The 25,662-nt window shown below is 40.4% G+C and carries 24 protein-coding genes, 1 tRNA gene, 1 rRNA gene and 1 other RNA gene; 25 read left to right on the forward strand and 2 right to left on the reverse strand.

Going from position 1 to position 25,662, the window contains the following annotated elements; genetic code table 11:
- Positions 1-10: 10 nt before the first annotated feature.
- From rrf to QM382_RS05835, 4 genes are all read left to right on the forward strand, one after another.
- Positions 11-126, forward strand: a 5S ribosomal RNA gene (gene rrf / locus QM382_RS05820).
- 5 nt (positions 127-131) lie between these two features.
- Positions 132-205 (forward strand) — tRNA-Asn (locus tag QM382_RS05825).
- 199 nt (positions 206-404) lie between these two features.
- Entirely contained in the window at positions 405-641 is a 237-nt protein-coding gene (comW, locus tag QM382_RS05830; protein ID WP_414272747.1) for a sigma(X)-activator ComW, read from the forward strand.
- A 241-nt stretch (positions 642-882) separates the two neighbouring features.
- Positions 883-2,169, forward strand: coding sequence for an adenylosuccinate synthase (locus QM382_RS05835; protein ID WP_414272748.1), 1,287 nt, complete (start codon positions 883-885; stop codon positions 2,167-2,169).
- 480 nt (positions 2,170-2,649) lie between these two features.
- Here the strand turns inward: QM382_RS05835 and QM382_RS05840 are convergent, their stop codons facing one another.
- A complete protein-coding gene (locus QM382_RS05840; RefSeq protein ID WP_414259872.1) occupies positions 2,650-3,189 on the reverse strand; it encodes a hypothetical protein in 540 nt (179 codons plus the stop codon).
- Positions 3,190-3,480: 291 nt separating this feature from the next.
- Here QM382_RS05840 and tadA point away from each other — a divergent pair, with 291 nt between their 5' ends.
- The 10 genes from tadA (at position 3,481) to QM382_RS05890 (ending at position 10,112) form a co-directional block, all read left to right on the forward strand.
- Complete coding sequence (tadA, locus tag QM382_RS05845; RefSeq protein WP_247913310.1) at positions 3,481-3,948, forward strand: tRNA adenosine(34) deaminase TadA; 468 nt, start codon at positions 3,481-3,483, stop codon at positions 3,946-3,948.
- 32 nt (positions 3,949-3,980) lie between these two features.
- Positions 3,981-4,079, forward strand: an RNA gene (gene ffs, locus QM382_RS05850) — signal recognition particle sRNA small type.
- A 53-nt stretch (positions 4,080-4,132) separates the two neighbouring features.
- Entirely contained in the window at positions 4,133-4,576 is a 444-nt protein-coding gene (locus QM382_RS05855) for a dUTP diphosphatase (RefSeq protein WP_414272749.1), read from the forward strand.
- Between the two features lie 9 nt (positions 4,577-4,585).
- The gene (locus tag QM382_RS05860) at positions 4,586-5,041 is read left to right on the forward strand and encodes an isochorismatase family protein (RefSeq protein ID WP_414272750.1); all 456 of its coding nucleotides are present in this window, start codon (positions 4,586-4,588) and stop codon (positions 5,039-5,041) included.
- A gap of 18 nt (positions 5,042-5,059) precedes the next feature.
- Positions 5,060-5,575 carry a histidine phosphatase family protein gene (locus QM382_RS05865; RefSeq protein ID WP_142559085.1) on the forward strand — a complete coding sequence of 172 codons (516 nt, stop codon included), beginning with the start codon at positions 5,060-5,062 and terminating at the stop codon, positions 5,573-5,575.
- A gap of 13 nt (positions 5,576-5,588) precedes the next feature.
- Positions 5,589-6,950 carry a DNA repair protein RadA gene (radA, locus tag QM382_RS05870; RefSeq protein WP_414272944.1) on the forward strand — a complete coding sequence of 454 codons (1,362 nt, stop codon included), beginning with the start codon at positions 5,589-5,591 and terminating at the stop codon, positions 6,948-6,950.
- A gap of 71 nt (positions 6,951-7,021) precedes the next feature.
- The gene (locus QM382_RS05875; protein ID WP_414272751.1) at positions 7,022-7,717 is read left to right on the forward strand and encodes a TIGR00266 family protein; all 696 of its coding nucleotides are present in this window, start codon (positions 7,022-7,024) and stop codon (positions 7,715-7,717) included.
- Positions 7,718-7,878: 161 nt separating this feature from the next.
- Positions 7,879-8,373 carry a beta-class carbonic anhydrase gene (locus tag QM382_RS05880; protein WP_004250355.1) on the forward strand — a complete coding sequence of 165 codons (495 nt, stop codon included), beginning with the start codon at positions 7,879-7,881 and terminating at the stop codon, positions 8,371-8,373.
- 215 nt (positions 8,374-8,588) lie between these two features.
- Positions 8,589-9,557 carry a ribose-phosphate diphosphokinase gene (locus tag QM382_RS05885; RefSeq protein ID WP_373076121.1) on the forward strand — a complete coding sequence of 323 codons (969 nt, stop codon included), beginning with the start codon at positions 8,589-8,591 and terminating at the stop codon, positions 9,555-9,557.
- Between the two features lie 117 nt (positions 9,558-9,674).
- Positions 9,675-10,112 (forward strand): CoA-binding protein, encoded by a 438-nt coding sequence (locus QM382_RS05890; protein ID WP_414272752.1) that lies wholly within the window; start codon positions 9,675-9,677, stop codon positions 10,110-10,112.
- Between the two features lie 133 nt (positions 10,113-10,245).
- On the opposite strand, the gene QM382_RS05895 is transcribed toward QM382_RS05890, so the two are convergent.
- The gene (locus tag QM382_RS05895; protein WP_178894398.1) at positions 10,246-11,256 is read right to left on the reverse strand and encodes a YeiH family protein; all 1,011 of its coding nucleotides are present in this window, start codon (positions 11,254-11,256) and stop codon (positions 10,246-10,248) included.
- Positions 11,257-11,410: 154 nt separating this feature from the next.
- Here QM382_RS05895 and QM382_RS05900 point away from each other — a divergent pair, with 154 nt between their 5' ends.
- The 11 genes from QM382_RS05900 to purN all read left to right on the forward strand — a co-directional run bounded on the left by QM382_RS05900 (position 11,411) and on the right by purN (position 25,602).
- A complete protein-coding gene (locus tag QM382_RS05900) occupies positions 11,411-12,580 on the forward strand; it encodes a pyridoxal phosphate-dependent aminotransferase (RefSeq protein WP_414272753.1) in 1,170 nt (389 codons plus the stop codon).
- Complete coding sequence (recO, locus tag QM382_RS05905; protein ID WP_414272754.1) at positions 12,577-13,347, forward strand: DNA repair protein RecO; 771 nt, start codon at positions 12,577-12,579, stop codon at positions 13,345-13,347. Before QM382_RS05900 ends, recO begins: the two co-directional genes overlap by 4 nt.
- Positions 13,344-14,336: a phosphate acyltransferase PlsX gene (plsX, locus tag QM382_RS05910; protein ID WP_414272755.1), complete on the forward strand. Its 993-nt coding sequence runs from the start codon at positions 13,344-13,346 to the stop codon at positions 14,334-14,336. The genes recO and plsX overlap by 4 nt, the downstream gene beginning before the upstream one ends.
- A gap of 10 nt (positions 14,337-14,346) precedes the next feature.
- Positions 14,347-14,583, forward strand: coding sequence for an acyl carrier protein (locus tag QM382_RS05915; RefSeq protein WP_414272756.1), 237 nt, complete (start codon positions 14,347-14,349; stop codon positions 14,581-14,583).
- Between the two features lie 209 nt (positions 14,584-14,792).
- Positions 14,793-16,946 (forward strand): peptide cleavage/export ABC transporter ComA, encoded by a 2,154-nt coding sequence (comA, locus tag QM382_RS05920; RefSeq protein WP_414272757.1) that lies wholly within the window; start codon positions 14,793-14,795, stop codon positions 16,944-16,946.
- 12 nt (positions 16,947-16,958) lie between these two features.
- Positions 16,959-17,876 carry an HlyD family efflux transporter periplasmic adaptor subunit gene (locus QM382_RS05925; protein ID WP_414272758.1) on the forward strand — a complete coding sequence of 306 codons (918 nt, stop codon included), beginning with the start codon at positions 16,959-16,961 and terminating at the stop codon, positions 17,874-17,876.
- A 161-nt stretch (positions 17,877-18,037) separates the two neighbouring features.
- On the forward strand, positions 18,038-18,745 hold the full coding sequence (gene purC / locus QM382_RS05930; RefSeq protein ID WP_414272759.1) for a phosphoribosylaminoimidazolesuccinocarboxamide synthase: 708 nt from the start codon (positions 18,038-18,040) through the stop codon (positions 18,743-18,745).
- 63 nt (positions 18,746-18,808) lie between these two features.
- Positions 18,809-22,534, forward strand: coding sequence for a phosphoribosylformylglycinamidine synthase (locus QM382_RS05935; RefSeq protein WP_414272760.1), 3,726 nt, complete (start codon positions 18,809-18,811; stop codon positions 22,532-22,534).
- Positions 22,535-22,546: 12 nt separating this feature from the next.
- On the forward strand, positions 22,547-23,989 hold the full coding sequence (gene purF, locus QM382_RS05940) for an amidophosphoribosyltransferase (protein ID WP_045613307.1): 1,443 nt from the start codon (positions 22,547-22,549) through the stop codon (positions 23,987-23,989).
- A 36-nt stretch (positions 23,990-24,025) separates the two neighbouring features.
- Positions 24,026-25,048, forward strand: coding sequence for a phosphoribosylformylglycinamidine cyclo-ligase (gene purM / locus QM382_RS05945; protein ID WP_414272761.1), 1,023 nt, complete (start codon positions 24,026-24,028; stop codon positions 25,046-25,048).
- Entirely contained in the window at positions 25,048-25,602 is a 555-nt protein-coding gene (purN, locus tag QM382_RS05950) for a phosphoribosylglycinamide formyltransferase (RefSeq protein WP_414272762.1), read from the forward strand. The genes purM and purN overlap by 1 nt, the downstream gene beginning before the upstream one ends.
- Positions 25,603-25,662: the final 60 nt, after the last annotated feature.

Raw genomic sequence — 25,662 nt, forward strand, 5'->3', positions numbered from 1 at the left:
AGACTCAAAGTTAAGTGACGATAGCCTAGGAGATACACCTGTTCCCATGCCGAACACAGAAGTTAAGCCCTAGAACGCCGGAAGTAGTTGGGGGTTGCCCCCTGTGAGATATGGAAGTCGCTTAGCTTTTATCCGCCATAGCTCAGTTGGTAGTAGCGCATGACTGTTAATCATGATGTCGTAGGTTCGAGTCCTACTGGCGGAGTTCTTAAACGTTCCTTAGAACGTTTTTTTGTTTTTTCAATATGCTTATTGAATTTTTTTTGAGCCTTTTTTTCATCTATTCTTACTTCTTTCGTTTATTTGAAGTTAGTTTAGCTTGAATTTTTTATTATACAGGATTAATTACCTTTTTACTTAACCTTTCTGATAGACTAGTTTTATCAATAAGAAAGGTTTTTTATATGCTTCAAAAGTATTATGATAATTGTTTTATTTTTCTCAAACAGATTGAAGGGGAATATCCGTTACTTTTTCAGTATAATGATGATTGGGAATCGTTTCATTTAAAATTTTTACTTTATTATTTAGTTCGTTTCAGAATAAGGGATGAGAAAGACTTTATTCTATGTCACTTTAGGGCTGCTTATCGTCTTTATCTTAATCATTTACTTGGAAATAATCTAAATTTTTGTTATTAAATGTAGTCAATTTTTATTTATTACGAACGTTATTTTACAAACAATTAAAAATATATAGAAAATACTAGATATTGTTAAAATTTTAATTTAGAATTAATGGAAAACCCTAATCTTTTCTAGTGTTTATCCTTGATTAAATAGTATTTTTTTCTTATAATAAATTGTAAGATATAATTGTGGGTGAGATTCCCACCATGTATATGAGAAAGGACGAGCCCTTAGGCTCAGACGAAAATTTATTATGACTTCAGTTGTTGTTGTAGGTACCCAATGGGGTGATGAAGGAAAAGGAAAAATTACAGATTTTCTTTCAGCTAATGCGGAGGTGATTGCTCGTTATCAAGGTGGTGACAATGCAGGTCACACGATTGTGATTGATGGAAAGAAATTTAAGCTACACTTGATTCCTTCTGGAATTTTCTTCCCAGAAAAAATCTCTGTAATTGGAAACGGAATGGTTGTCAACCCTAAATCTCTTGTGAAAGAATTGTCTTATTTGCATGAAGAAGGTGTTACAACAGATAATCTTAGAATTTCTGATCGTGCGCATGTTATTTTGCCTTATCATATCGAGTTAGATCGCTTGCAAGAAGAAGCTAAGGGTGATAATAAGATTGGTACTACAATTAAAGGAATTGGTCCGGCTTATATGGACAAGGCCGCTCGTGTTGGAATTCGTATTGCGGATCTTTTGGATAAAGAAATCTTTCGTGAACGTTTAGAACGCAATCTTGCTGAGAAAAATCGTCAATTTGTAAAATTGTATGATAGTGAACCTATTTCAATTGATGATATTTTTGAAGAATACTATGAGTATGGTCAACAAATCAAGCAATATGTGACTGATACTTCTGTTATCTTGAACGACGCGCTTGATAATGGTAAACGGGTTCTCTTTGAGGGTGCACAAGGTGTCATGTTGGATATTGACCAAGGTACTTATCCATTTGTTACTTCATCAAACCCAGTGGCTGGTGGTGTGACAATTGGTTCTGGAGTAGGTCCAAGCAAGATTGACAAAGTTGTCGGTGTATGTAAGGCTTATACAAGTCGTGTAGGTGATGGTCCTTTCCCAACTGAGCTATTTGATGAAGTTGGTGATCGTATTCGTGAAGTGGGGCATGAGTATGGGACAACTACTGGGCGTCCTCGCCGTGTAGGTTGGTTCGACTCAGTTGTTATGCGTCATAGCCGTCGTGTTTCTGGTATCACAAATCTCTCTTTGAACTCTATCGATGTTTTGAGTGGATTGGATACAGTAAAAATCTGTGTAGCTTATGATCTTGATGGTCAACGTATTGATTACTACCCTGCTAGTCTCGAACAATTGAAACGTTGTAAACCAATCTACGAAGAATTGCCTGGTTGGTCTGAAGATATCACTGGAGTACGTACTTTGGAAGACCTTCCTGAAAATGCACGTAACTATGTTCGCCGTGTTAGCGAATTGGTGGGTGTTCGTATTTCTACATTCTCAGTAGGTCCTGGTCGTGAACAGACAAATATTTTAGAAAGTGTTTGGTCATAGGAGATTTTTTAAGATTTGTTTAAGACAGGTTGGATATACTATAGACAGTTACAAGAAGACCTCCTAACTTGTTGTAACAAATTTCCTAAACTTTTCTTTTTCATAATAATCTCCCTATAAAGTCACCGCATTCGGTGGCTTTTTTTGTCAGCTTTTAAGTCATATTTAGGTGGCTTCTTTACTTTTAAGACAAAGAAAAAAACAGTGGGACAGAAATCTTTAGACCAACTCTCGATTTGGTACAACCAGATCTGTGAGGTTTCAACATTTGGGTAAATTGGTTAAAGTTGTGAATTGAGAAAAGAAGTTTTGGTAAAAGAAGCTTTTTGAATTCTCAAATACCAACAAATCGTTCAATTTGCCATCATATCGAAGGCGCATAACTAAGAAAAAATGAGGTTGGGATTTCTGATCCCAGCCTCTTCAGTGAACTATTTTCTTGAGAATTTGTAAGTTAGACAAACTTGAATTTTTTCTGAATCAGCTTACTTGATTATCTGATTTATCACTTTGAAATTGCTTCATTTCGTGCATAAAAGCATCTGCTTTTAGTTTGTCTGTGATGATACTGACTCTGACTAGCTTATTTAGTTTTTTTTCATGTCCTTCTAAAAAAATAGGATTTCTAATTTTTATGCTTAACTTTACGCAATTAAAAGGACGCTTTTTAATGGTTATTTGTTCGATATCTTGAAGTCCAAATTGATAATGTAATAGGCTGTGGCCTCTGCTGCTATAGGTATAATATTGAACAATATTGTTTTTATAAATTTCTAATTTTACTCCATTTATGAAGAGATAATACCCCATAAACCATATAAGGAGGGGAGCATAAATCAGCGCTACCGCCATAACAATCTTGTCTGCAAAATCAGTATTGTAAGTCATCAGACGCTTCAGAATCCAGAGAATCATAACAGATATAGATATCATGGATGGTCCCCCTACTCTATTAAATGTATCTTTATATGGAAACATCAAGGTAAGTTTTGGTTCATCCTGTAAAAATTCTAATTTCATTATTTACCCTTTCATCTTGTTTAATATTTAAATCTCAGGATAATCATCTCTTGGAGACTTATAGTTAAAAATCTTCCGACAGATTTGGATATTTTATATCAGTTGTCTCCATTACTCTCAGTTCATGATTTCTAATGTTTCTATAAATTTTGCTACTATTATACTCTTTTTATAGTATTATTTCTACAAACCAGAGATTGAATACTATCTAAAGCAAATATTATAGAGCTCTTTTTTTGTCTAGGAAAACATGCTATAATGATAGAATTGATAGCTAGGAAGAGAGAAGAGATGAATTACACGCTTGAAGAAAAAGAAGCTTTTATGAGAGAGGCCTTAAAAGAGGCAGAGATTGCTTTAGAGCATGATGAAATCCCGATTGGTTGTGTAATTGTTAAGGACGGACAAATTATTGGTCGTGGGCATAATGCTCGTGAGGAGTTGCAACGGGCAGTCATGCATGCGGAAATTATGGCCATAGAGAATGCTAATTTGAGCGAAGAGAGTTGGCGTTTGCTCGATTGTACGCTTTTTGTGACCATTGAGCCTTGTGTTATGTGTAGTGGGGCAATTGGTCTCGCACGGATTCCAAACGTGGTCTACGGGGCTAAAAACCAGAAATTTGGCGCCGCTGGGAGCTTGTACGATATTTTAACAGATGAGAGGCTCAATCACCGTGTGGACGTTGAAACAGGCGTTTTAGAGAATGAGTGCGCAGAGATTATGCAAGACTTTTTCCGAAATCGACGGAAAAAATAATTTCTCTTTAAAAATAGAGGAGAATGTGGTATAATAACTAGTGGAGCAACAGTTCTGCGTGAAGCGGGTCAGGGGAGGAATCCAGCAGCCCTAAGCGAGTGTGAATTGTGTGCTCTTTTTTCGTGCTTTTTTCGAATAAATAAGATAAAATAGCCTAGAATAAATGATTAAAAAGAGGAATAATATGAAAATTCGTGGTTTTGAATTAGTTTCTAGTTTTACAGATGAAAAATTGCTACCAAAGCGTGAGACAGCGCATGCAGCTGGCTACGACTTAAAGGTTGCGGAGCGTACAGTGATTGCACCAGGAGAAATCGTCCTCGTTCCAACTGGGGTCAAGGCTTATATGAAAGCAACAGAGGTACTCTATCTTTATGATCGTTCTTCAAACCCTCGTAAGAAGGGGTTAGTCTTGATCAACTCTGTGGGTGTCATTGATGGGGACTACTATGGTAATTCTGGGAATGAAGGACATATCTTTGCACAGATGAAAAACATTACCGACCAAGAAGTTGTTCTTGAAGTTGGGGAACGTGTAGTTCAGGCTGTCTTTGCACCATTTTTAATCGCAGACGGAGATGAGGCAGAGGGAGTACGTACTGGTGGATTTGGATCAACTGGGAAATAGAGGAATAAAATGGCAGACTATTTATTAGTTGTAGACATGCAGTCAGATTATGTTGCTGTAGGAAAAGCATATCATGAAGAACTGACTGCAGCTGTAAATGACAAAATTGCTACCTATCCCAGCGACCGAGTTATCTATATTCTCAATCGTTTTTTCTGGGAGAGAAAAGACAGAAAGAAGAAATTTGCGACCGGCTTGTCGCTTGTATCTTCTCGTATCTTTGAGAAGCGTCGGGCTTCTTGCTTTACTAATCCGGATTTAAAAGATTTTTTAGAGGAAAACGGTGCTAAAAGCATAGAGTTTGTAGGGGTAGATGGTAATGGCTGTGTTAAGGCTTCCGTTTTGGCAGCTACCAAGGAGAATTATCAGGTTTCTGTCGATTTGGCTGCTGTCGGAGTTGCCAACCAGAAGAAATTCTCTAAAACACTGAAGCAGTGGCAAGATTGCGGAATCAAGATTGGATAGTTTTATGGGGATCTTAATATGAAAATTATTTTTATCCGTCATGGAGAGCCAGATTATCGTGAATTAGAGGAGCGTTCTTATACGGGATTTGGGATAGACTTGGCCCCTTTATCGGTGAAAGGAAGAAAGCAAGCTCAGGAACTTTGCAAAAATCTTTTGTTTGGCTCAGCTGATATTCTGGTGTCTTCTGCAGTGACGCGAGCATTAGAAACGGCTTCTTATGTATCTTGTGCTACTGGGCTTCCTTTGAGAGTGGAGCCATTATTGCATGAATGGCAGGTCTATGAAAGTGGCATAGATAGATTTGAAGAAGCTAGAAGACTATTTTTAGAAAATAATGGGAAGTTGCTCCCAAATTCTCCTGTTCAATATGAGACAGCTGTAGAGATGAAGACTCGTTTTCTAGAATGCATGGCTAAGTATCGGGAACATCAAACTGTTGTAGTTGTAGCCCATCGAATGCTCATGCGCCAATTTGTACCAGACGAGAGGATTGATTTTTGCCAAGTAATTGAGTGTGAGGTAGAAATTTAGAAAGAGGTTTATCATCGCAAAGAAAAAAACGACATTTGTGTGTCAAAATTGTGAGTACAACTCACCAAAGTATTTAGGACGCTGTCCATACTGTGGAGCTTGGTCTTCTTTTGTGGAGGAAGTTGAGGTTGCAGAAGTCAAAAATGCGCGTGTGTCCTTGACAGGTGAGAAAACCAAGCCTATGAAGTTGGCTGAAGTAACTTCTATTAATGTCAATCGAACCAAGACTGAGATGGAGGAATTTAACCGTGTACTCGGTGGGGGTGTGGTACCAGGAAGTCTCGTCCTTATCGGTGGAGATCCAGGGATTGGAAAATCAACCCTTCTCTTACAAGTCTCAACCCAGTTGTCTCAAGTGGGGACTGTTCTCTACGTCAGTGGGGAGGAGTCTGCTCAACAGATCAAACTCCGTGCAGAGCGCTTGGGGGATATTGATAGTGAGTTTTATCTCTATGCTGAGACCAATATGCAGAGCGTGAGAGCTGAGGTGGAGCGAATCCAACCAGACTTTCTTATCATCGATTCGATCCAGACCATTATGTCTCCTGAGATTTCAGGGGTACAAGGGTCGGTTTCCCAAGTACGCGAGGTGACAGCTGAACTCATGCAGCTGGCCAAGACCAATAACATTGCTATCTTTATCGTAGGGCATGTGACCAAGGAAGGTACTCTGGCTGGTCCTCGTATGTTGGAGCATATGGTGGATACGGTGCTTTACTTTGAAGGGGAACGCCACCATACCTTCCGTATCTTGAGAGCAGTCAAAAATCGTTTTGGCTCGACCAACGAGATTGGAATCTTTGAGATGCAGTCAGGTGGCTTGGTTGAAGTTCTTAATCCTAGTGAAGTGTTTCTGGAAGAACGCTTGGATGGGGCAACGGGTTCTTCTATCGTTGTCACCATGGAGGGGACGCGTCCAATTCTTGCGGAAGTGCAGGCCTTGGTGACGCTGACCATGTTTGGAAATGCTAAACGTACGACGACAGGGCTTGATTTCAATCGTGCTAGCTTGATTATGGCTGTTTTGGAAAAACGTGCAGGGCTTCTCTTGCAAAATCAGGATGCCTATCTCAAATCAGCTGGTGGTGTCAAATTAGATGAACCTGCTATTGACTTAGCTGTTGCAGTGGCTATTGCTTCGAGCTACAAGGACAAACCAACCAATCCTCAGGAATGTTTTGTAGGAGAGTTGGGCTTGACGGGAGAGATTCGGCGCGTAAATCGTATCGAACAACGGATCAATGAAGCTGCTAAACTAGGCTTTACAAAGATCTATGTACCCAAAAATTCTTTGACTGGCATTAAACCACCTAAGGAAATTCAGGTGATTGGGGTGACGACTATTCAGGAAGTCTTGAAAAAAGTATTCTCCTAATCGTTTTACTCAGGTTTAGATTACTAATTATTTTATTGCAAACATTTATTAAAAGTAAGGAGGAATTTCTGATGAAATTTTCTATGGACAGTCACATGCAGTTTCCTTTGGTAGAGTTGTCGCTCAATCAGGGGGAAACGGTCTTTATTCAGCGCGGTAGCATGGTCTACCACACACCTAATGTAAGTCTCAATACCCAGCTTAATGCAAGCGGTTCTGGTTTGGGACGTTTTGTCAAAGCTGTAGGGCGTTCAATGGTTTCTGGTGAAAGTACCTTTATCACTCAAGCTGTTGCAGAGTCTGACAACGGAAACCTTGCTTTAGCACCAGATACTCCTGGTCAAGTGATTGCTCTTGAGCTAGGCGAAAAGCAGTACCGATTGAATGATGGAGCCTTTTTAGCTCTTGATGGTACAGCTTCCTATACAATGGAGCGCCAGTCTATTGGGAAAGCTCTGTTCGGAGGGCAAGGCGGTCTCTTTGTGATGACAACCCAAGGTCAGGGAACTCTTTTGGCCAATGCCTTTGGGTCTATTAAGAAAATTGAGCTACAAAACCAAGAAATAACCATCGACAATGCCCATGTGGTAGCTTGGAGTCAATCTTTAGACTATAATATCCACTTAGAAAATGGTTTCTGGCAGTCTATTGGTACAGGCGAAGGAGTGGTGAATACCTTCCGAGGTACCGGTGAGGTCTATGTACAAAGTCTCAATCTTCAGAGCTTTGCAGGCTCTCTTAACAAGTATATCCAAAAAGGTTCATAATATTAAAAAAACTAGGACAGAAACCCAAGCTAGTTGCTGGATGTCTCTGTCCCAGTTTTTTATATGAAAGTTGACAGCTGACAAGACAAAGAAAAGATGGTAAGATAGGAGATAAATAATTTGGTGTTCAAATTATCTGGCAGACTAGAAAGTGAGTTGTCATGTCCTATTTTGAAAATTTTTTAAAAGCCAATCAAGCTTATGTAGAACTACATGGAGATTTGCATTTATCCATTAAACCCAAGACAAAGGTTGCAATCGTAACTTGTATGGATTCGCGTCTACACGTTGCGCCAGCTCTGGGGTTAGCTCTGGGAGATGCCCATATTTTACGGAATGCGGGTGGTCGAGTGACTGAGGATATGATTCGTTCACTTGTAATTTCCCAACAACAAATGGGGACAAGAGAAATTGTGGTTCTTCATCATACAGACTGCGGGGCTCAAACCTTCAATAACGAGGATTTTCAAGAGCACCTAAAATGTGAATTGGGAGTTGATGTATCTGGACAGGACTTTTTACCGTTTCAAGACATCGATGAGAGTGTTCGAGAGGATATGAAATTGCTGCGAGAATGCCCCTTAATTCCAGATGATGTTATTATTTCAGGAGCTGTTTACGATGTGGATACAGGTAGTATGAGGGAAATATACTAACTTTCTAATTAAAAGTTTCTGGAGTAGCATGAAGTAGGATGAAAAGGTTGACAAGTTTTACCTTTGATATCACTAATATAAAATAGTATAAGACAAGAGGATAAATGTCTACTCTTGTCTTATTTTTTATTGAAAAATCGAGAAAAAAGCGCTACAATGGTAGATGGAAAAATGTTGTGAAAAACACAAGTGATACATAAATACCGGAGGAAATCATGTCTTTTTCTGATTTAAAGCTGTTTGCCCTTTCTTCAAATAGAGAATTGGCAGAGCGTGTGGCGCAAGAGATTGGGATAGAGTTGGGGAAATCGACTGTTCGTCAATTTTCAGATGGAGAAATTCAAGTTAATATCGAAGAATCGATCCGTGGAAAACACGTCTTTATTCTACAATCAACTAGCTCACCAGTAAATGATAATCTACTTGAGATTTTGATTATGGTTGACGCTTTGAAGCGCGCCAGTGCAGAATCTGTCAACGTTGTTATGCCTTATTATGGTTATGCACGTCAGGATAGAAAGGCAAGAGCGCGTGAGCCAATCACTGCAAAACTCGTTGCAAATATGCTTGAAGTAGCTGGAGTTGATCGTTTGTTGACGATTGATTTGCACGCTGCACAGATTCAAGGGTTCTTTGATATTCCGGTGGATCACTTGATGGGTGCTCCATTGATTGCGGATTACTTTGAGCGTCGTGGCATGGTTGGTTCTGACTATGTCGTTGTCAGCCCGGACCACGGTGGGGTGACTCGTGCTCGTAAATTAGCAGAATTTTTGAAAACTCCAATTGCCATTATCGACAAGCGTCGTAGTGTAGACAAGATGAATACTAGTGAAGTTATGAATATCATTGGTAAGGTAGAAGGTAAGACTTGTATCTTGATTGACGATATGATTGATACAGCTGGAACCATTTGTCATGCGGCTGATGCTCTAGCAGAAGCAGGAGCTGTTGAAGTTTACGCAAGTTGTACGCACCCAGTTCTTTCTGGTCCAGCAATGGAGAATATCCAGAAATCAGCCATTAAAAAATTGGTTGTTTTGGATACTATCTATCTTCCAGAAGAACGTTTAATTGATAAGATTGAACAAATTTCTATCGCTCATCTCCTAGGTGATGCGATTGTACGTATCCATGAAAAACGTCCTCTTTCTCCATTATTTAGTATCGAGAAAAAAATCTAAACTTTCACTTGAATAAACGAGTTTCCTAGCAGATTTTCCTCTTGCTAGGAAATTTTTTGTAGTCAAAAACTGCAAGCCTTTTCAAAATGTGCTATACTGATGAAAAGGAGGGTTTCTATGACTCAAGAATTTATCAATCCAAGTGATGGAGTGGTCCGTCAGTATCTAGCAACCAGTAAAACTCTAGCTGTAGTAGGCTTATCCGATCGTGAGGAAACCACTAGCAATCGAGTGACTAAAGAAATGCAGGCTCGTGGCTATAAAATTATTCCAGTTAACCCTAAAGCTGCAGGTAGCGAGATTTTGGGAGAAAAGGCTTATGCCAGTCTAGCTGAAATTCCTTTCCCTGTAGATATCGTCAATGTATATCGTCGCAGTGAATTTTTACCTGATGTAGCACGAGACTTTCTCAAGGCGGATGCTAAGATTTTCTGGGCACAACTAGGACTTGAAAGTTTGGAAGCAGAAGAAATCTTGCGTGCTGGGGGATGCGATGACATCGTGATGAACCGTTGTATTAAGAGAGAACATACACGTTTAATTCTTGAACAATAAAAAGGTAGCTGATGGGCTACCTTTTATGTTGTACTCAATGAAAATCAAAGAGCAAACTAGGAAACTAGCCGCAGGCTGTACTTGAGTACGGCAAGACGACGTTGACGTGGTTTGAAGAGATTTTCGAAGAGTATTAGAAAATGCCGATGAGTGTTTGCATACCAAGACTAGTCAGGATGATGGCAATCCAGCAAAGGGCTCCAAGAAGAATGGATTTTCCACTGGATTTGATCATAGCAATGAGGTTGGTTTTGAGACCAATAGCACTCATAGCCATGATGATGAGGAATTTGGAGAGTTGTTTGAGAGGTGAAAAGAAGCTATTGCTGACACCGAAAGATGTGAGAAGAGTAGTTAGCAGAGAAGCTAGGATGAAGTAGAGAATGAAAACGGGGAAGATTTTTTTAAGCTTTACTCCTTGGTTGTTTCCTTGTTGACGGCTCTGCCAGTAGGAGAGGAAGAGAGTAATAGGGATAATAGCCAGGGTGCGTGTCAGTTTGACAATAGTAGCAGATTCGAGAGTATTGCTTTGGTAAAGACTATCCCAGGCGCTAGCTGTGGCTGTTACAGAGGATGTATCGTTGACTGCAGTACCCGCAAAGAGAGCAAAACCTTCGTTGGAAAGATGGAGCCAAGAACCTAGAGTTGGAAAGATAAGAGCTGCCAAGACATTGAAGAAAAAGATAACAGAAATGGCTTGGGCTACTTCTTTTTCCTTGGCGTGAATAACAGGAGCAGTCGCTGCAATGGCAGAACCGCCACAGATAGAAGAGCCTACCCCAACCAAAGTAGCTAGCTTTGTATCAAGGTTAAAAAAGCGTTGGAAAAAGAAAGCTATAATCAAAGCAATTGAAATAGTTGAGAGGATGACAGGAAGGGAAGATTTTCCAACTGCGAAAACTTGTGAGATATTGAGTCCAAACCCAAGCAAGATAACAGCATACTGAAGCAATTTTTTGGAGCTATAAGTCAAACCAGCATCCAGTTGTTTATAGGGAGTGAGAAAGGGGTAGAGAATCATTCCGATAAAAATGGCGAAAACAGGTGCTCCCACAACAGGCAGAAAGCCTCCTAAAACCCAAGAAATGATAGATATAATAAGACAGGCTAACAGTCCTGCCCAATTTTTTGATAGAAATGACATAAAAACCTCCGAAAATAAATACTCCTTATTATAATCTTATCTGTCAGAAAAGTAAAATAGAAAGTAGGAATAAGGTTGTAAATTAACGGAATTTTGCGGTCAGAGAGCTTTTGTAGTATAATAGATATATGTTCTTTGATCAAGGAGGATATATATGGATTTAACCAAACGCTTTAATAAACAATTAGATAAGATACAAGTTTCCTTGATTCGTCAATTTGACCAGGCTATTTCAGAGATTCCTGGTGTCTTGCGATTGACCTTGGGAGAACCAGATTTTACAACGCCAGATCATGTCAAGGAAGCTGCAAAGCGAGCCATTGACCAAGATCAATCCTACTATACAGGGATGAGCGGTTTGTTGACATTGCGTCAGGCGGCGAGTGATTTTGTAAAAGAGAAATATCAGCTAGATTATAATCCAGAGAATGAAATTTTGGTCACAATTGGTGCGACAGAGGCTCTATCAGCTACTCTGACAGCTATTTTGGAGGAAGGAGACAAGGTTCTCTTGCCAGCTCCTGCCTATCCTGGCTATGAGCCAATAGTTAATCTAGTTGGTGCAGAGATTGTCGAGATTGATACGACTGAGAATGGTTTTGTCTTAACTCCAGAAATGCTAGAAAAAGCGATTTTAGAGCAAGGTGACAAGCTCAAGGCAGTTATTCTCAACTATCCAGCTAACCCTACAGGAATTACTTATAGTCGCGAGCAATTAGAAGCCTTGGCAGCTGTTTTACGTAAGTATGAGATTTTCGTAGTCTGTGATGAAGTCTACTCAGAATTGACCTATACAGGGGAAAATCATGTATCTTTGGGGACTATGTTGAGAGATCAGGCAATTATCATTAACGGTCTTTCTAAATCCCATGCCATGACAGGTTGGCGTTTAGGTTTTATCTTTGCACCAGCAAACTTCACAGCTCAACTCATCAAGAGTCATCAGTATTTGGTAACTGCTGCAAACACCATGGCGCAACATGCTGCGGTGGAAGCATTGACAGCTGGTAAGAACGATGCAGAACCCATGAAGAAGGAATATATCCAACGTCGGGACTACATTATTGAGAAGATGACTAAGCTTGGGTTTGAAATCATCAAGCCGGACGGTGCTTTTTATATCTTTGCTAAGATTCCGGCAGGCTATAATCAAGATTCTTTTGCTTTTCTGAAGGATTTTGCCCAGAAGAAGGCTGTTGCTTTTATTCCTGGTGCTGCCTTTGGTCAGTATGGAGAGGGCTATGTTCGCCTATCTTATGCAGCTAGCATGGAAACCATCAGAGAAGCTATGAAACGACTTGAGGAGTACATGAGAGAAGCATGATTCAATCGATTACGAGTCAGGGTTTAGTACTTTACAATCGAAATTTTCGAGAGGATGATAAGCTTGTTAAAATCTTTACAGAACAGGCAGGGAAGCGCATGTTTTTTGTCAAACACGCCGGCCAATCCAAACTAACTCCTGTCATTCAACCTTTAGTCTTAGCCCATTTTCTCCTAAAAGTCAATGACGATGGACTTAGTTATATAGAAGATTATCATGAGGTGAAGACTTTTCCGAAAATCAATAGTGACCTCTTTGTTATGGCTTATGCGACTTACGTTGCAGCCTTGGCAGATGCGAGTTTGCAGGATAACCAAGAAGATGCTCCCTTATTTGCTTTTTTGCAAAAGACTTTAGAGCTGATGGAAGAGGGTCTGGATTATCAAGTTTTGACCAATATTTTTGAAATTCAAATATTGACACGTTTTGGAATCAGTCTCAACTTTAATGAGTGTACCTTTTGTCATCGTGTGGGGCAAGCCTTTGACTTCTCCTTCAAATACGGGGGTTGTCTTTGTCCCAATCATTACCATGAAGATGAGAAACGATGTCATTTAAATCCCAATATTCCTTATCTGCTCAATCAATTTCAAGCCATTGATTTTGAGACCTTGGAGACTATCTCACTTAAGTCCGAAATCAAGCAGGATTTGCGCAAGTTTATGGACCAAATCTACGAGGAATATGTCGGCATTCATCTGAAATCAAAGAAATTTATTGATTCCCTAGCCGACTGGGGACAACTACTGAAAGAGGAAGACAAATGAAAAAAATCGCAGTTGATGCAATGGGTGGCGATTACGCACCACAAGCTATTGTAGAGGGAGTTAATCAAGCCCTTGCTGACTTTTCAGATATTGAGATTCAACTTTACGGAGACGAAAGCAAAATCAAGCAATATCTAACAGCTACAGAGCGCGTTAGTATTATCCATACTGATGAAAAAATCGACTCAGATGATGAGCCTACAAAAGCCATCCGTAAGAAGAAAAATGCTAGCATGGTATTGGCAGCTAAGGCTGTCAAAGATGGAGAAGCGGATGCAGTTCTCTCTGCAGGAAATACAGGCGCCTTGTTGGCAGCGGGATTCTTCATCGTTGGTCGTATCAAAAATATCGATCGACCAGGTCTTATGTCAACCTTGCCAACTATTGATGGAAAAGGTTTTGACATGCTTGACCTTGGTGCCAATGCAGAAAATACAGCCCATCACCTTCATCAATATGCAGTCCTAGGCTCCTTCTATGCTAGAAATGTTCGTGGTATTGCAAATCCCTGTATTGGCCTTCTGAACAACGGTACAGAGAGCAGCAAGGGAGATCCACTCCGCAAGGAAGCCTATGACCTATTAGTGGCTGACGAGAGTTTGAATTTCGTCGGGAACGTGGAAGCGCGTGATTTGATGGATGGTGTTGCTGATGTAGTCGTAACAGATGGTTTCACGGGAAACGCTGTGCTCAAAGCTATTGAAGGGACTGCTATGGGAATCATGGGCTTGCTTAAAAATGCTATTGTAGGTGGCGGCCTTAGAGCCAAGCTAGGTGCTTTCCTTCTTAAGGATAACCTTAGAGGTTTGAAAAAACAGCTCAACTATTCAGATGTTGGGGGTGCGGTCTTGTTTGGTGTTAAGGCACCAGTAGTTAAGACTCATGGATCAAGTGATGCCAAGGCTGTCTATAGCACAATACGCCAGATTCGTACTATGCTTGAGACAGATGTAGTTGCCCAAACTGCGCGTGAATTTTCAGGGGAATAAGGAGAATAATATGACAGATCAACAAATTTTTGACCGTATCGTAACCATCATTCAAGAGCGTCAAGGAGAAGACTTTGTCGTAACCGAAAACTTGAGCTTAAAGGATGATTTGGATGCTGATTCAGTAGATTTGATGGAATTTGTCCTAACCGTTGAGGATGAATTTGGAATCGAAATTAGTGATGAAGAAATTGATAATCTCCAAAGCGTCGCAGATGTATTAGAAATTATCAAAAATAGAATATAAAAAAAGCAACATGCAGAGCATGTTGTTTTTTTGTCGTGTGGAATATTTATTTTAACGAATTATAAAATCCAAATGCTTGCTTAAACTTTTAAAAGTGCTATTTGGGTGTAGATACTGTTTTTTTAGAAAGAGTTATCAATTTCTTATTTTGTTTGGCTAAAATAGTCTTACAGAACTTTTAATTAGGTTGTTAAGAAAAGGATAAGAATATGAAATTCAGAAAAAAACACTATCGCTCACAGATGGATCAGAAGGACTGTGGAGTGGCTTCATTGGCCATGGTGTTTGGCTGTTTTGGAAGCCATTATTCATTAGCACGTCTGCGTGAATTAGCCAAAACGACTATAAATGGGACGACAGCTTTGGGTCTGGTGAAGGCTGCGGAAACATTAGGTTTTGAGCCACAAGCAATTCAAGCAGACATGACTTTGTTTGATTCTCCAAATTTAATCTTTCCTTTTGTGGTTCACGTGCTTAAGGACAAAGAATTCTTTCATTATTATGTAGTGACAGGGATGGATCAGCAGAACATTCATATAGCTGATCCAGATCCAGAGGTTAGATTGACCAAACTATCGCGTGAAAGATTTGAAGAAGAATGGACAGGGACAACTATCTTTGTGGCTCCCTCCCCAAATTATCAGCCACATAAGGACAAGAATCAGAGTTTGACTTCTTTTCTACCTATTTTGATAAATCAGAAAGGTTTGATCACCAATATCATATTAGCGACCGTTCTAGTAACCTTTATTAACATCGTTGGTTCATACTATCTACAATCTATTATTGATACTTATGTACCGAATCAGACGTCTTCGACCCTAAGTATTATTTCTATATGCCTTGTTATCGTTTATGCTCTTCAACAGATTTTGTCTTTTGCTCAAGATTACCTTTTAATTATCCTTGGGCAACGTCTATCGATTGATGTTATTTTATCTTATATCAAACATATTTTTAATCTACCTATGTCCTTTTTTGCAACACGTCGGACGGGGGAGATCGTGTCACGATTTACAGATGCTAATAGTATCATAGATGCCTTGGCTTCAACCATTATTTCAATTTTTTTGGATATATCTATGATGTTGATGATTTCCATAATTTTGTTTTTGCAAAATAGTAATCTCTTTTTCATGAGCTTATTGGGGCTTCCTATTTATGCTGTAATTATTATTGCTTTTATGAAACCTTTTGAAAAGATGAACCGGGATACCATGGAAGCAAATGCAACCCTATCATCTTCTATTATAGAGGATATTAATGGTATTGAAACGATTAAATCCTTAGCTAGCGAAAAAACACGCTACCAAAAGCTTGATAGGGAATTTGTGGACTATCTGAAAAGGTCCTTTACTTATAGCAGAGCAGAAAGTCAGCAAAAAGCTCTTAAAAAATTTGCTCAACTGCTGCTAAATGTCTGCGTATTATGGATGGGTGCTAATTTCGTTATGGATGGAAAGATGAGTTTAGGCCAGTTGATTACATATAATACGCTTCTTTATTATTTCACCAATCCTTTAGAAAACATTATCAACCTTCAGAGTAAGCTCCAAACAGCTCAAGTTGCGAATAGTCGTCTCAACGAGGTGTATCGGGTCAACTCTGAGTTTGAAGGACAGAAAATGGTAGAGGATTTGAGCATGGTTCAAGGAGATATGACTTTTAAGGGAATTCACTACAAGTATGATTATGGTCAAGATATCTTATCGGATATCAATTTGAACATCAAACAGGGCTCTAAAATAGCTCTTGTAGGGGTTTCAGGATCAGGGAAGTCGACCTTGGCTAAGATGATGGTTAATTTTTTCAACCCAAGTCAGGGAGAAATCAGACTTGGGGATATGAATTTAAATCAGATTGATAAAAAGTCTCTGCGCCAACATATCAACTATTTACCTCAGCAACCTTATGTATTTAATGGAACAATATTAGAAAATCTTCTCCTTGGAGCCAAGGAGGGTACGACTCAGGAGGATATACTACGTGCAGTTGAGCTAGCAGAAATTCGTGAAGATATTGAGCGTATGCCCTTGAATTACCAGACAGAATTGACTTCTGATGGAGCCGGGATTTCTGGTGGTCAACGCCAGAGGATTGCTTTGGCGCGTGCTCTCTTGACAGATGCCCCTATCTTGATTTTGGATGAGGCGACGAGCAGTCTAGATATCTTAACAGAGAAACGGATAGTGGACAATCTCATGAATCTAGATAAGACCTTGGTTTTCATTGCTCATCGCTTGACTATTGCTGAACGGGTGGAGAAAGTTGTTGTTTTGGATCGAGGTAAGATTGTCGAAGAGGGCAATCATGCTGACTTGCTTGCTCGAAATAGTTTTTATGCTCATTTAGTTAACTGTTAGAAAGGAGAAAGAATGTACCTTGAATTTTTAGAAAGTGCGGAATTTTATAATCGACGTTATCATAATTTTTCCAGTCGAGTGATTTTTCCTATGTCACTTTTGGTAGTGTTTATGTTTGGATTTGCAATGTTTGCAGAAAAGGAAATTAGTTTATCTTCGAAAGCTACAGTTGAACCTAGTCGTATCATTGCTAATATCCAGTCAACTAGTAATAGGCGGATGGTAGTTAATTATCTGGAAGAGAACAAGCAAGTGCAACGAGGAGATTTACTTGTTCAGTATCAGGAGGTTGGAGATGTGATTCAGTATGAAGCCAATGTTAATCAGTTGGAGAGTTTTAGACATCATCAAAGTAAAACAAGTAACCTTAAGAACAGTACTGCACAGCCAAATATAGGTCTCTTTTCTCAGAATTCTTCGACTGTACAAGAGCAGATAGCTGTAGAGCAAGATGATTTAGAAAGAGAAATAGGCAAAAAAAATCAAACTAGCTTACTTGAAAAAGGAACAATAAGAGCCCAGGAAGACGGAGTTCTTTATCTCAATCCTGAAAGGAATCAATCTGCGGTCGTCACAGAAGGAACATTACTGGCTAAATTATATCCACTATTAGATAGAGAAGGGAAAACAAAATTGACGGCCTATCTTAGTTCAAAAGATATTGTGGGAATCAAGATTGGAGATTCTGTACGCTTTACCACGACTAATGGCGCTAATGGTCAAGTGAAACTTGTTTCTACTATCACTAGTATTGATACAATTGCAACCAAAACTGACCAAGGAAATTTCTTTAAAATAGAAGCGGAAACAAAAATAACTCGAGAACAAGCTGAAAATCTTAGGTATGGTTTAGAAGGCCACTTACAAATAATCATAGGCAAGAAAAGTTATTTACGCTATTATTTGGATGATTTTTTGAATTGGGAATAATGATCACTTTTTCTTAAATAATATTTAAAAACTGTAATCTTAAAACGATTTACAGTTTTTATAAAACTCAGAAGGGAATGCGTTTACGTTCGTAAAACATTTGATTTATGCTTGTTTTTGTGTTAGAATGAGGCCAAGTAATACGAAAGGCGAATAATAAAATGTCCAGCAAACTTATTTATACGGGAAAAGCTAAAGATATCTATACTACAGAAGACGAACATGTGATTAGGTCCGTTTATAAGGACCAAGCTACCATGCTGAATGGTGCTCGCAAAGAGACTATCAAAGGCAAAGGTGTACTGAATAATCAGATTTCGTCTCTTATTTTTGAAAAATTGAATGCAGCTGGTGTGGCGACACACTTTATTGAACGTATCTCTGATACAGAACAACTTAACAAGAAGGTTGCCATCATTCCTTTGGAGGTTGTTCTTCGTAACGTGACTGCGGGTTCTTTCTCAAAACGTTTCGGTGTTGAAGAAGGTTTGGACTTGAAAACTCCTATCGTTGAATTTTACTATAAGAACGATGAGTTGGATGATCCATTCATCAATGATGAGCATGTGAAGTTCTTGGATATTGCCAATGATGAACAAATTGCTTATATCAAGGAAGAAACGCGTCGTATCAATGAATTGTTGAAAGATTGGTTTGCACAAATTGGTCTTCGGTTGATTGACTTCAAATTGGAATTTGGCTTTGATAAGGATGGCAAAATCATCTTGGCAGACGAATTCTCACCAGATAACTGTCGCCTTTGGGATGCGGAAGGGCACCATATGGACAAGGATGTTTTCCGTCGTGATCTTGGTAGCTTGACAGATGTTTATGAAGTTGTATTGGAAAAATTGCAGGGCTTGAAGTGATTTTTTTGAAACAGAAAACCTTCGTCTTCAATAACTTATTTGAATAGAAATAAAGGAACTAAAATGGATAAACGTATTTTCGTTGAGAAAAAAGCTGATTTTCGTGTGAAATCTGACTCTTTAGTAAAAGAATTACAGCATAATCTTCAGTTGAAAACCTTGAAGGATCTTCGTATCGTTCAGGTTTACGATGTTTTTGGTTTGGCAGAGGACTTGTTTGCGCGTGCGGAAAAACATATCTTCTCTGAGCAAGTGACTGATACTGTTTTAGATGAAGCGACTGTGCAAGCAGACCTAACTAACTATGCTTTCTTTGCTATCGAAAGCTTGCCTGGTCAATTTGACCAACGTGCGGCATCTTCACAAGAAGCTTTGCTGTTGCTTGGTAGTTCAAATGATGTAACAGTGAATACAGCACAACTGTACTTGGTCAACAAGGATATTGATGTGAATGAGTTGGAAGCTGTCAAAAACTACCTCTTGAACCCAGTGGATTCTCGTTTCAAAGACATCACTGTTGGTATTGCGAAACAGGATTTTTCTGAGTCTGACAAGACCATTCCAAGTTTGGATTTCTTTGAAACTTATACGGCAGAAGATTTTGCACAGTATAAGGCAGAGCAAGGATTGGCCATGGAAGTGGATGATCTTCTCTTCATTCAAGATTACTTCAATTCTATTGGACGTGTTCCAACTGAGACTGAGTTGAAGGTGTTGGATACTTACTGGTCTGACCACTGCCGTCACACAACTTTTGAGACTGAGTTGAAACACATCGACTTCTCAGCTTCTAAATTTGAAAAACAATTGCAAGCGACTTATGACAAGTATATTGCCATGCGTGATGAGTTGGGACGTACAGAAAAACCTCAGACCTTGATGGATATGGCGACTATTTTTGGTCGTTATGAGCGTGCTAATGGTCGTTTGGATGACATGGAAGTGTCTGATGAAATCAATGCTTGCTCAGTTGAAATTGAAGTGGATGTCAATGGTGTCAAAGAACCATGGCTTCTCATGTTCAAAAACGAAACTCATAACCACCCAACGGAGATCGAACCATTTGGTGGAGCGGCTACTTGTATCGGTGGTGCCATTCGTGACCCATTGTCAGGTCGTTCATATGTTTACCAAGCCATGCGTATCTCAGGTGCTGGTGATATTACAGCCCCGATTTCAGAAACACGTGCTGGTAAATTGCCACAACAAGTGATTTCTAAAACAGCGGCTCACGGCTATTCTTCATACGGTAACCAAATTGGTCTTGCAACAACTTATGTTCGTGAATACTTCCACCCAGGTTTCGTTGCTAAACGTATGGAGCTAGGTGCAGTTGTCGGTGCGGCTCCTAAGGAAAATGTTGTCCGTGAAAAACCTGAAGCAGGTGATGTGATTATCTTGCTCGGTGGTAAGACTGGACGTGACGGTGTCGGTGGTGCGACAGGTTCTTCTAAAGTTCAAACTGTTGAATCTGTTGAAACAGCTGGTGCTGAGGTTCAAAAAGGGAATGCCATCGAAGAACGGAAGATTCAACGTCTTTTCCGGAATGGGGATGTGACACGTCTGATTAAGAAATCAAATGACTTTGGTGCTGGTGGTGTCTGTGTAGCTATCGGTGAATTGGCAGATGGTCTTGAAATTGATCTAGACAAGGTGCCTCTTAAATATCAAGGCTTGAATGGTACAGAAATTGCTATCTCTGAATCTCAAGAACGGATGGCCGTGGTAGTTCGTCCAGAAGACGTAGATGCCTTCGTAGCTGAATGTAACAAAGAAAACATTGATGCAGTTGTCGTTGCAACAGTAACTGAAAAACCAAATCTTGTCATGCACTGGAATGGTGAAACCATCGTTGATTTGGAACGTCGTTTCCTTGATACAAACGGTGTGCGTGTAGTCGTAGATGCTAAGGTGGTTGACAAGGATGTCAAGCTGCCAGAAGAACGTCAAACATCTGCTGAAACCCTTGAAGCTGATACTCTTGAAGTCTTGGCTGACCTTAACCATGCCAGTCAAAAAGGGTTACAAACCATCTTTGATAGCTCAGTTGGTCGTTCAACAGTCAATCACCCACTCGGTGGTCGCTACCAAATCACACCAACGGAAGCTTCTGTACAGAAATTGCCAGTCCAACATGGCGTGACAACAACTGCTTCTGTTATGGCGCAAGGATTCAACCCTTATGTAGCAGAATGGTCTCCATATCATGGCGCGGCTTATGCAGTAATCGAAGCCACAGCTCGTTTGGTTGCTGCTGGTGCAAACTGGTCTAAGGCTCGTTTCTCTTACCAAGAATATTTCGAGCGTATGGATAAACAAGCAGAGCGTTTTGGTCAACCAGTAGCTGCTCTTCTTGGATCAATCGAAGCTCAGATTCAACTTGGTTTGCCATCTATCGGTGGTAAGGACTCGATGTCTGGTACCTTTGAAGAATTGACAGTACCACCAACCTTGGTTGCTTTTGGGGTAACAACTGCAGATAGCCGTAAGATTCTTTCTCCAGAATTTAAAGCTGCTGGTGAAAATATTTACTATATTTCTGGTCAAGATTTGGCACAAGAAATTGACTTCGATCTCATCAAGTCTAACTTTGCTAAGTTTGAAGCCATCCAAGCTGCCCATAAAGTTACGTCTGCATCAGCTGTCAAATATGGTGGTGTGGTTGAAGCTCTTGCCCTTGCAACATTTGGTAACCATATTGGTGCCACTGTAACCCTTGAAAATCTTGAGACTGCCTTGACAGCTCAATTGGGTGGATTCGTCTTCACATCGCCTGAAGAAATTTCAGGGATTGCCAAGATCGGACAAACAGTAGCTGACTTTACACTTACTGTCAATGGTGTAACGCTTGATGGACACAAACTTGACAGTGCCTTTCAAGGTAAATTGGAAGAGGTTTACCCAACGGAATTTGCACAAGCAACTGAGTTGGAAGAAGTACCTGCTGTGGCATCAGATGCTGTGATCAAAGCTAAAGAAACAGTTGAGAAACCTGTGGTTTACATCCCAGTATTCCCAGGTACTAACTCTGAGTACGATTCAGCTAAGGCCTTTGAAAAAGAAGGTGCCAAAGTCAACTTGGTACCATTTGTAACACTTAATGAAGAAGCGATTGTCAAGTCTGTTGACACCATGGTTGACAATATCGAAAAAGCTAACATTATCTTCTTTGCAGGAGGCTTCTCAGCCGCTGACGAACCCGATGGATCTGCTAAATTTATCGTCAACATCTTGCTTAATGAAAAAGTACGTGCAGCCATTGACAGCTTCATCGAAGGTGGTGGTTTGATTATCGGTATCTGTAATGGATTCCAAGCTCTTGTCAAATCAGGTCTTCTTCCATACGGTAACTTTGAAGATGCAAACAGTACTAGTCCAACTCTCTTCTACAATGATGCCAACCAACACGTGGCTAAGATGGTTGAAACACGGATTGCCAACACCAACTCACCATGGCTTGCTGGCGTGAAAGTTGGTGACATCCATGCCATCCCAGTATCACACGGTGAAGGTAAGTTTGTCGTGACAGCTGAAGAATTTGCAGAGCTTCGTGATAATGGTCAAATCTTTACCCAATATGTTGACTTCGAAGGTAAACCAAGCATGGATTCTAAATACAATCCTAACGGATCTGTCAATGCGATTGAAGGTATCACAAGCAAGAACGGTCAAATCATTGGGAAGATGGGACACTCAGAACGTTTCGAAGACGGTCTCTTCCAAAATATTCCAGGAAATAAAGACCAATATCTCTTTGCATCAGCTGTTAAATACTTTACTGGAAAATAAAAGGTATATAAAATGACATACGAAGTAAAATCTCTTAATGAAGAATGTGGTGTTTTCGGTATCTGGGGACATCCAGATGCTGCTAAGTTGACCTATTTTGGTCTCCACAGTCTTCAGCACCGTGGTCAGGAGGGGGCAGGAATCCTCTCCAATGACCACGGACAATTGAAGCGCCATCGTGATATGGGGCTTTTATCAGAAGTCTTCAAAAATCCTGCTAATTTGGATAAATTGACAGGGACTGGAGCGATTGGACACGTGCGTTATGCGACTGCGGGAGAAGCTTCTGTAGACAATATCCAGCCCTTCCTTTTCCGCTTCCATGATATGCAGTTTGGTCTGGCTCATAATGGGAATCTGACCAACGCAGAATCTCTCAAGCAAGAATTGGAACAAAGAGGAGCGATTTTCAGCTCAACTTCAGATTCAGAAATTTTGGCTCATCTTATTCGTCGTAGCCACAATCCAAACTTGATGGGTAAAATCAAGGAAGCACTTAGTCTTGTCAAAGGTGGTTTCGCTTATCTCTTGATGTTTGAAGATAAGTTGATTGCAGCCCTTGACCCAAACGGCTTCCGACCTCTATCAATCGGGAAAATGGCTAATGGAGCAGTTGTTGTTTCATCTGAAACCTGTGCCTTTGAAGTCATCGGTGCGGAGTGGATTCGCGATGTGAAACCAGGCGAGATTGTCATTATTGACGACAATGGTATCCAGTATGATAGCTACACAAACGATACTCAACTGGCTATCTGTTCCATGGAATATATCTATTTTGCTCGTCCTGACTCCAACATCCATGGTGTTAATGTCCATACAGCTCGTAAGAGGATGGGAGCTCAGTTGGCACGAGAGTTCAAGCATGAAGCCGACATTGTGGTCGGTGTGCCAAACTCCTCACTCAGTGCAGCTATGGGATTTGCGGAAGAGTCTGGGCTACCAAATGAAATGGGCCTTATCAAGAACCAATATACACAACGGACCTTTATCCAGCCGACTCAAGAATTGCGCGAGCAAGGAGTTCGGATGAAATTGTCTGCTGTTTCGGGTGTCGTTAAAGGCAAACGTGTGGTCATGATTGATGACTCCATTGTACGTGGAACAACATCACGTCGTATTGTCCAACTCTTGAAAGAAGCGGGGGCATCAGAAGTTCACGTTGCCATTGGGAGTCCTGCTCTTGCCTATCCATGTTTCTACGGAATTGATATCCAGACACGTCAGGAGTTGATTGCGGCTAATCATACCGTTGAGGAAACTTGCCAAATCATTGGTGCGGATAGTCTGACTTATCTTTCTATTGATGGCTTGATTGACTCTATTGGGATTGAAACAGATGCGCCAAATGGCGGTCTCTGTGTGGCTTACTTTGATGGGAAATATCCAACTCCTCTCTATGACTATGAAGAAGAATATCGTAGAAGTCTGGAAGAAAAAACGAGTTTTTACAAATAAAATTCCCCATTGAAGGAAAGGAAAAGGAATAAACAAATGACGAATAAAAATGCTTATGCGCAGTCTGGTGTGGACGTTGAAGCGGGTTATGAAGTTGTTGAGCGCATCAAAAAACACGTAGCACGTACAGAGCGTGCGGGTGTTATGGGAGCTCTTGGTGGTTTCGGTGGTATGTTTGACCTTTCAAAAACAGGTGTTAAAGAGCCAGTTTTGATTTCAGGAACTGACGGTGTTGGAACCAAGCTCATGCTTGCTATCAAGTACGACAAACACGATACCATCGGTCAAGACTGTGTGGCTATGTGTGTCAATGATATCATCGCTGCAGGTGCAGAGCCCCTCTACTTCCTAGACTATGTGGCGACTGGGAAAAATGAACCAGCTAAACTAGAACAAGTGGTTGCTGGTGTGGCTGAAGGCTGTGTACAAGCAGGTGCGGCCCTCATCGGTGGTGAAACGGCTGAAATGCCTGGTATGTATGGCGAAGACGACTATGACTTGGCTGGTTTCGCAGTCGGTGTTGCAGAAAAATCTCAAATCATCGACGGTTCAAAAGTGGCTGAAGGTGACGTCCTTCTTGGACTTGCTTCAAGCGGAATCCACTCAAATGGTTACTCGCTCGTTCGTCGTGTCTTTGCCGATTATACAGGTGAGGAAGTTCTCCCAGAATTGGAAGGCAAGAAACTCAAGGAGGTTCTTTTGGAGCCAACTCGTATCTATGTCAAGGCGACTTTGCCACTCATCAAAGAAGGATTGGTGAATGGAATTGCCCACATCACAGGTGGTGGTTTCATCGAAAATGTACCTCGTATGTTCGCAGATGACTTGGCTGCTGAAATTGATGAAAGCAAAGTTCCAGTTCTTCCAATTTTCAAAGCCCTTGAAAAATATGGCCAAATCAAACATGAAGAAATGTTTGAAATCTTCAACATGGGGATTGGTCTCATGCTTGCGGTTAAACCAGAAAATGTGGAACGTGTCAAAGAACTTCTCGACGAACCAGTTTATGAAATCGGTCGTATTGTGAAGAAAGATGGCGCAAGTGTGGTGATTAAATAATGGCTAAAAAGATTGCTGTTTTTGCCTCTGGCAACGGCTCAAACTTTCAGGTGATTGCAGAACAATTTCCAGTAGAATTTGTCTTTTCAGATCACCGGGATGCCTATGTCTTAGAACGTGCCGAAAAGCTAGGGGTTTTATCTTATGCCTTTGAACTTAAAGAGTTTGAGAATAAGGCAGACTATGAAGGAGCCATCGTCGAACTCTTGGATGAGCACCAGATTGACTTGGTTTGTCTCGCAGGCTATATGAAAATCGTTGGTCCAACCTTGCTAGCAGCTTATGAAGGCCGTATCATCAATATTCACCCAGCTTATCTGCCAGAATTTCCAGGAGCTCATGGCATTGAAGATGCTTGGAATGCAGGTGTGGACCAGTCTGGTGTGACCATTCACTGGGTGGATTCGGGTGTTGATACTGGCAAGGTCATCAAACAAGTCCGTGTCCCACGCTTTGAAGGGGATACTCTTGATACTTTCGAAACTCGTATCCACGAAACAGAGTATAGGCTCTACCCAGAAGTCTTGGAACATTTGGGAGTTGCACGAAAATAAGGAAGAGCTAGAGTGGAACGAAAATTTTTGACTGTAGCAGAGAAAGAACTTTTTAAAAAG

This window comes from Streptococcus infantis, assembly GCF_047465185.1.
GTDB lineage: Bacteria > Bacillota > Bacilli > Lactobacillales > Streptococcaceae > Streptococcus > Streptococcus infantis_O.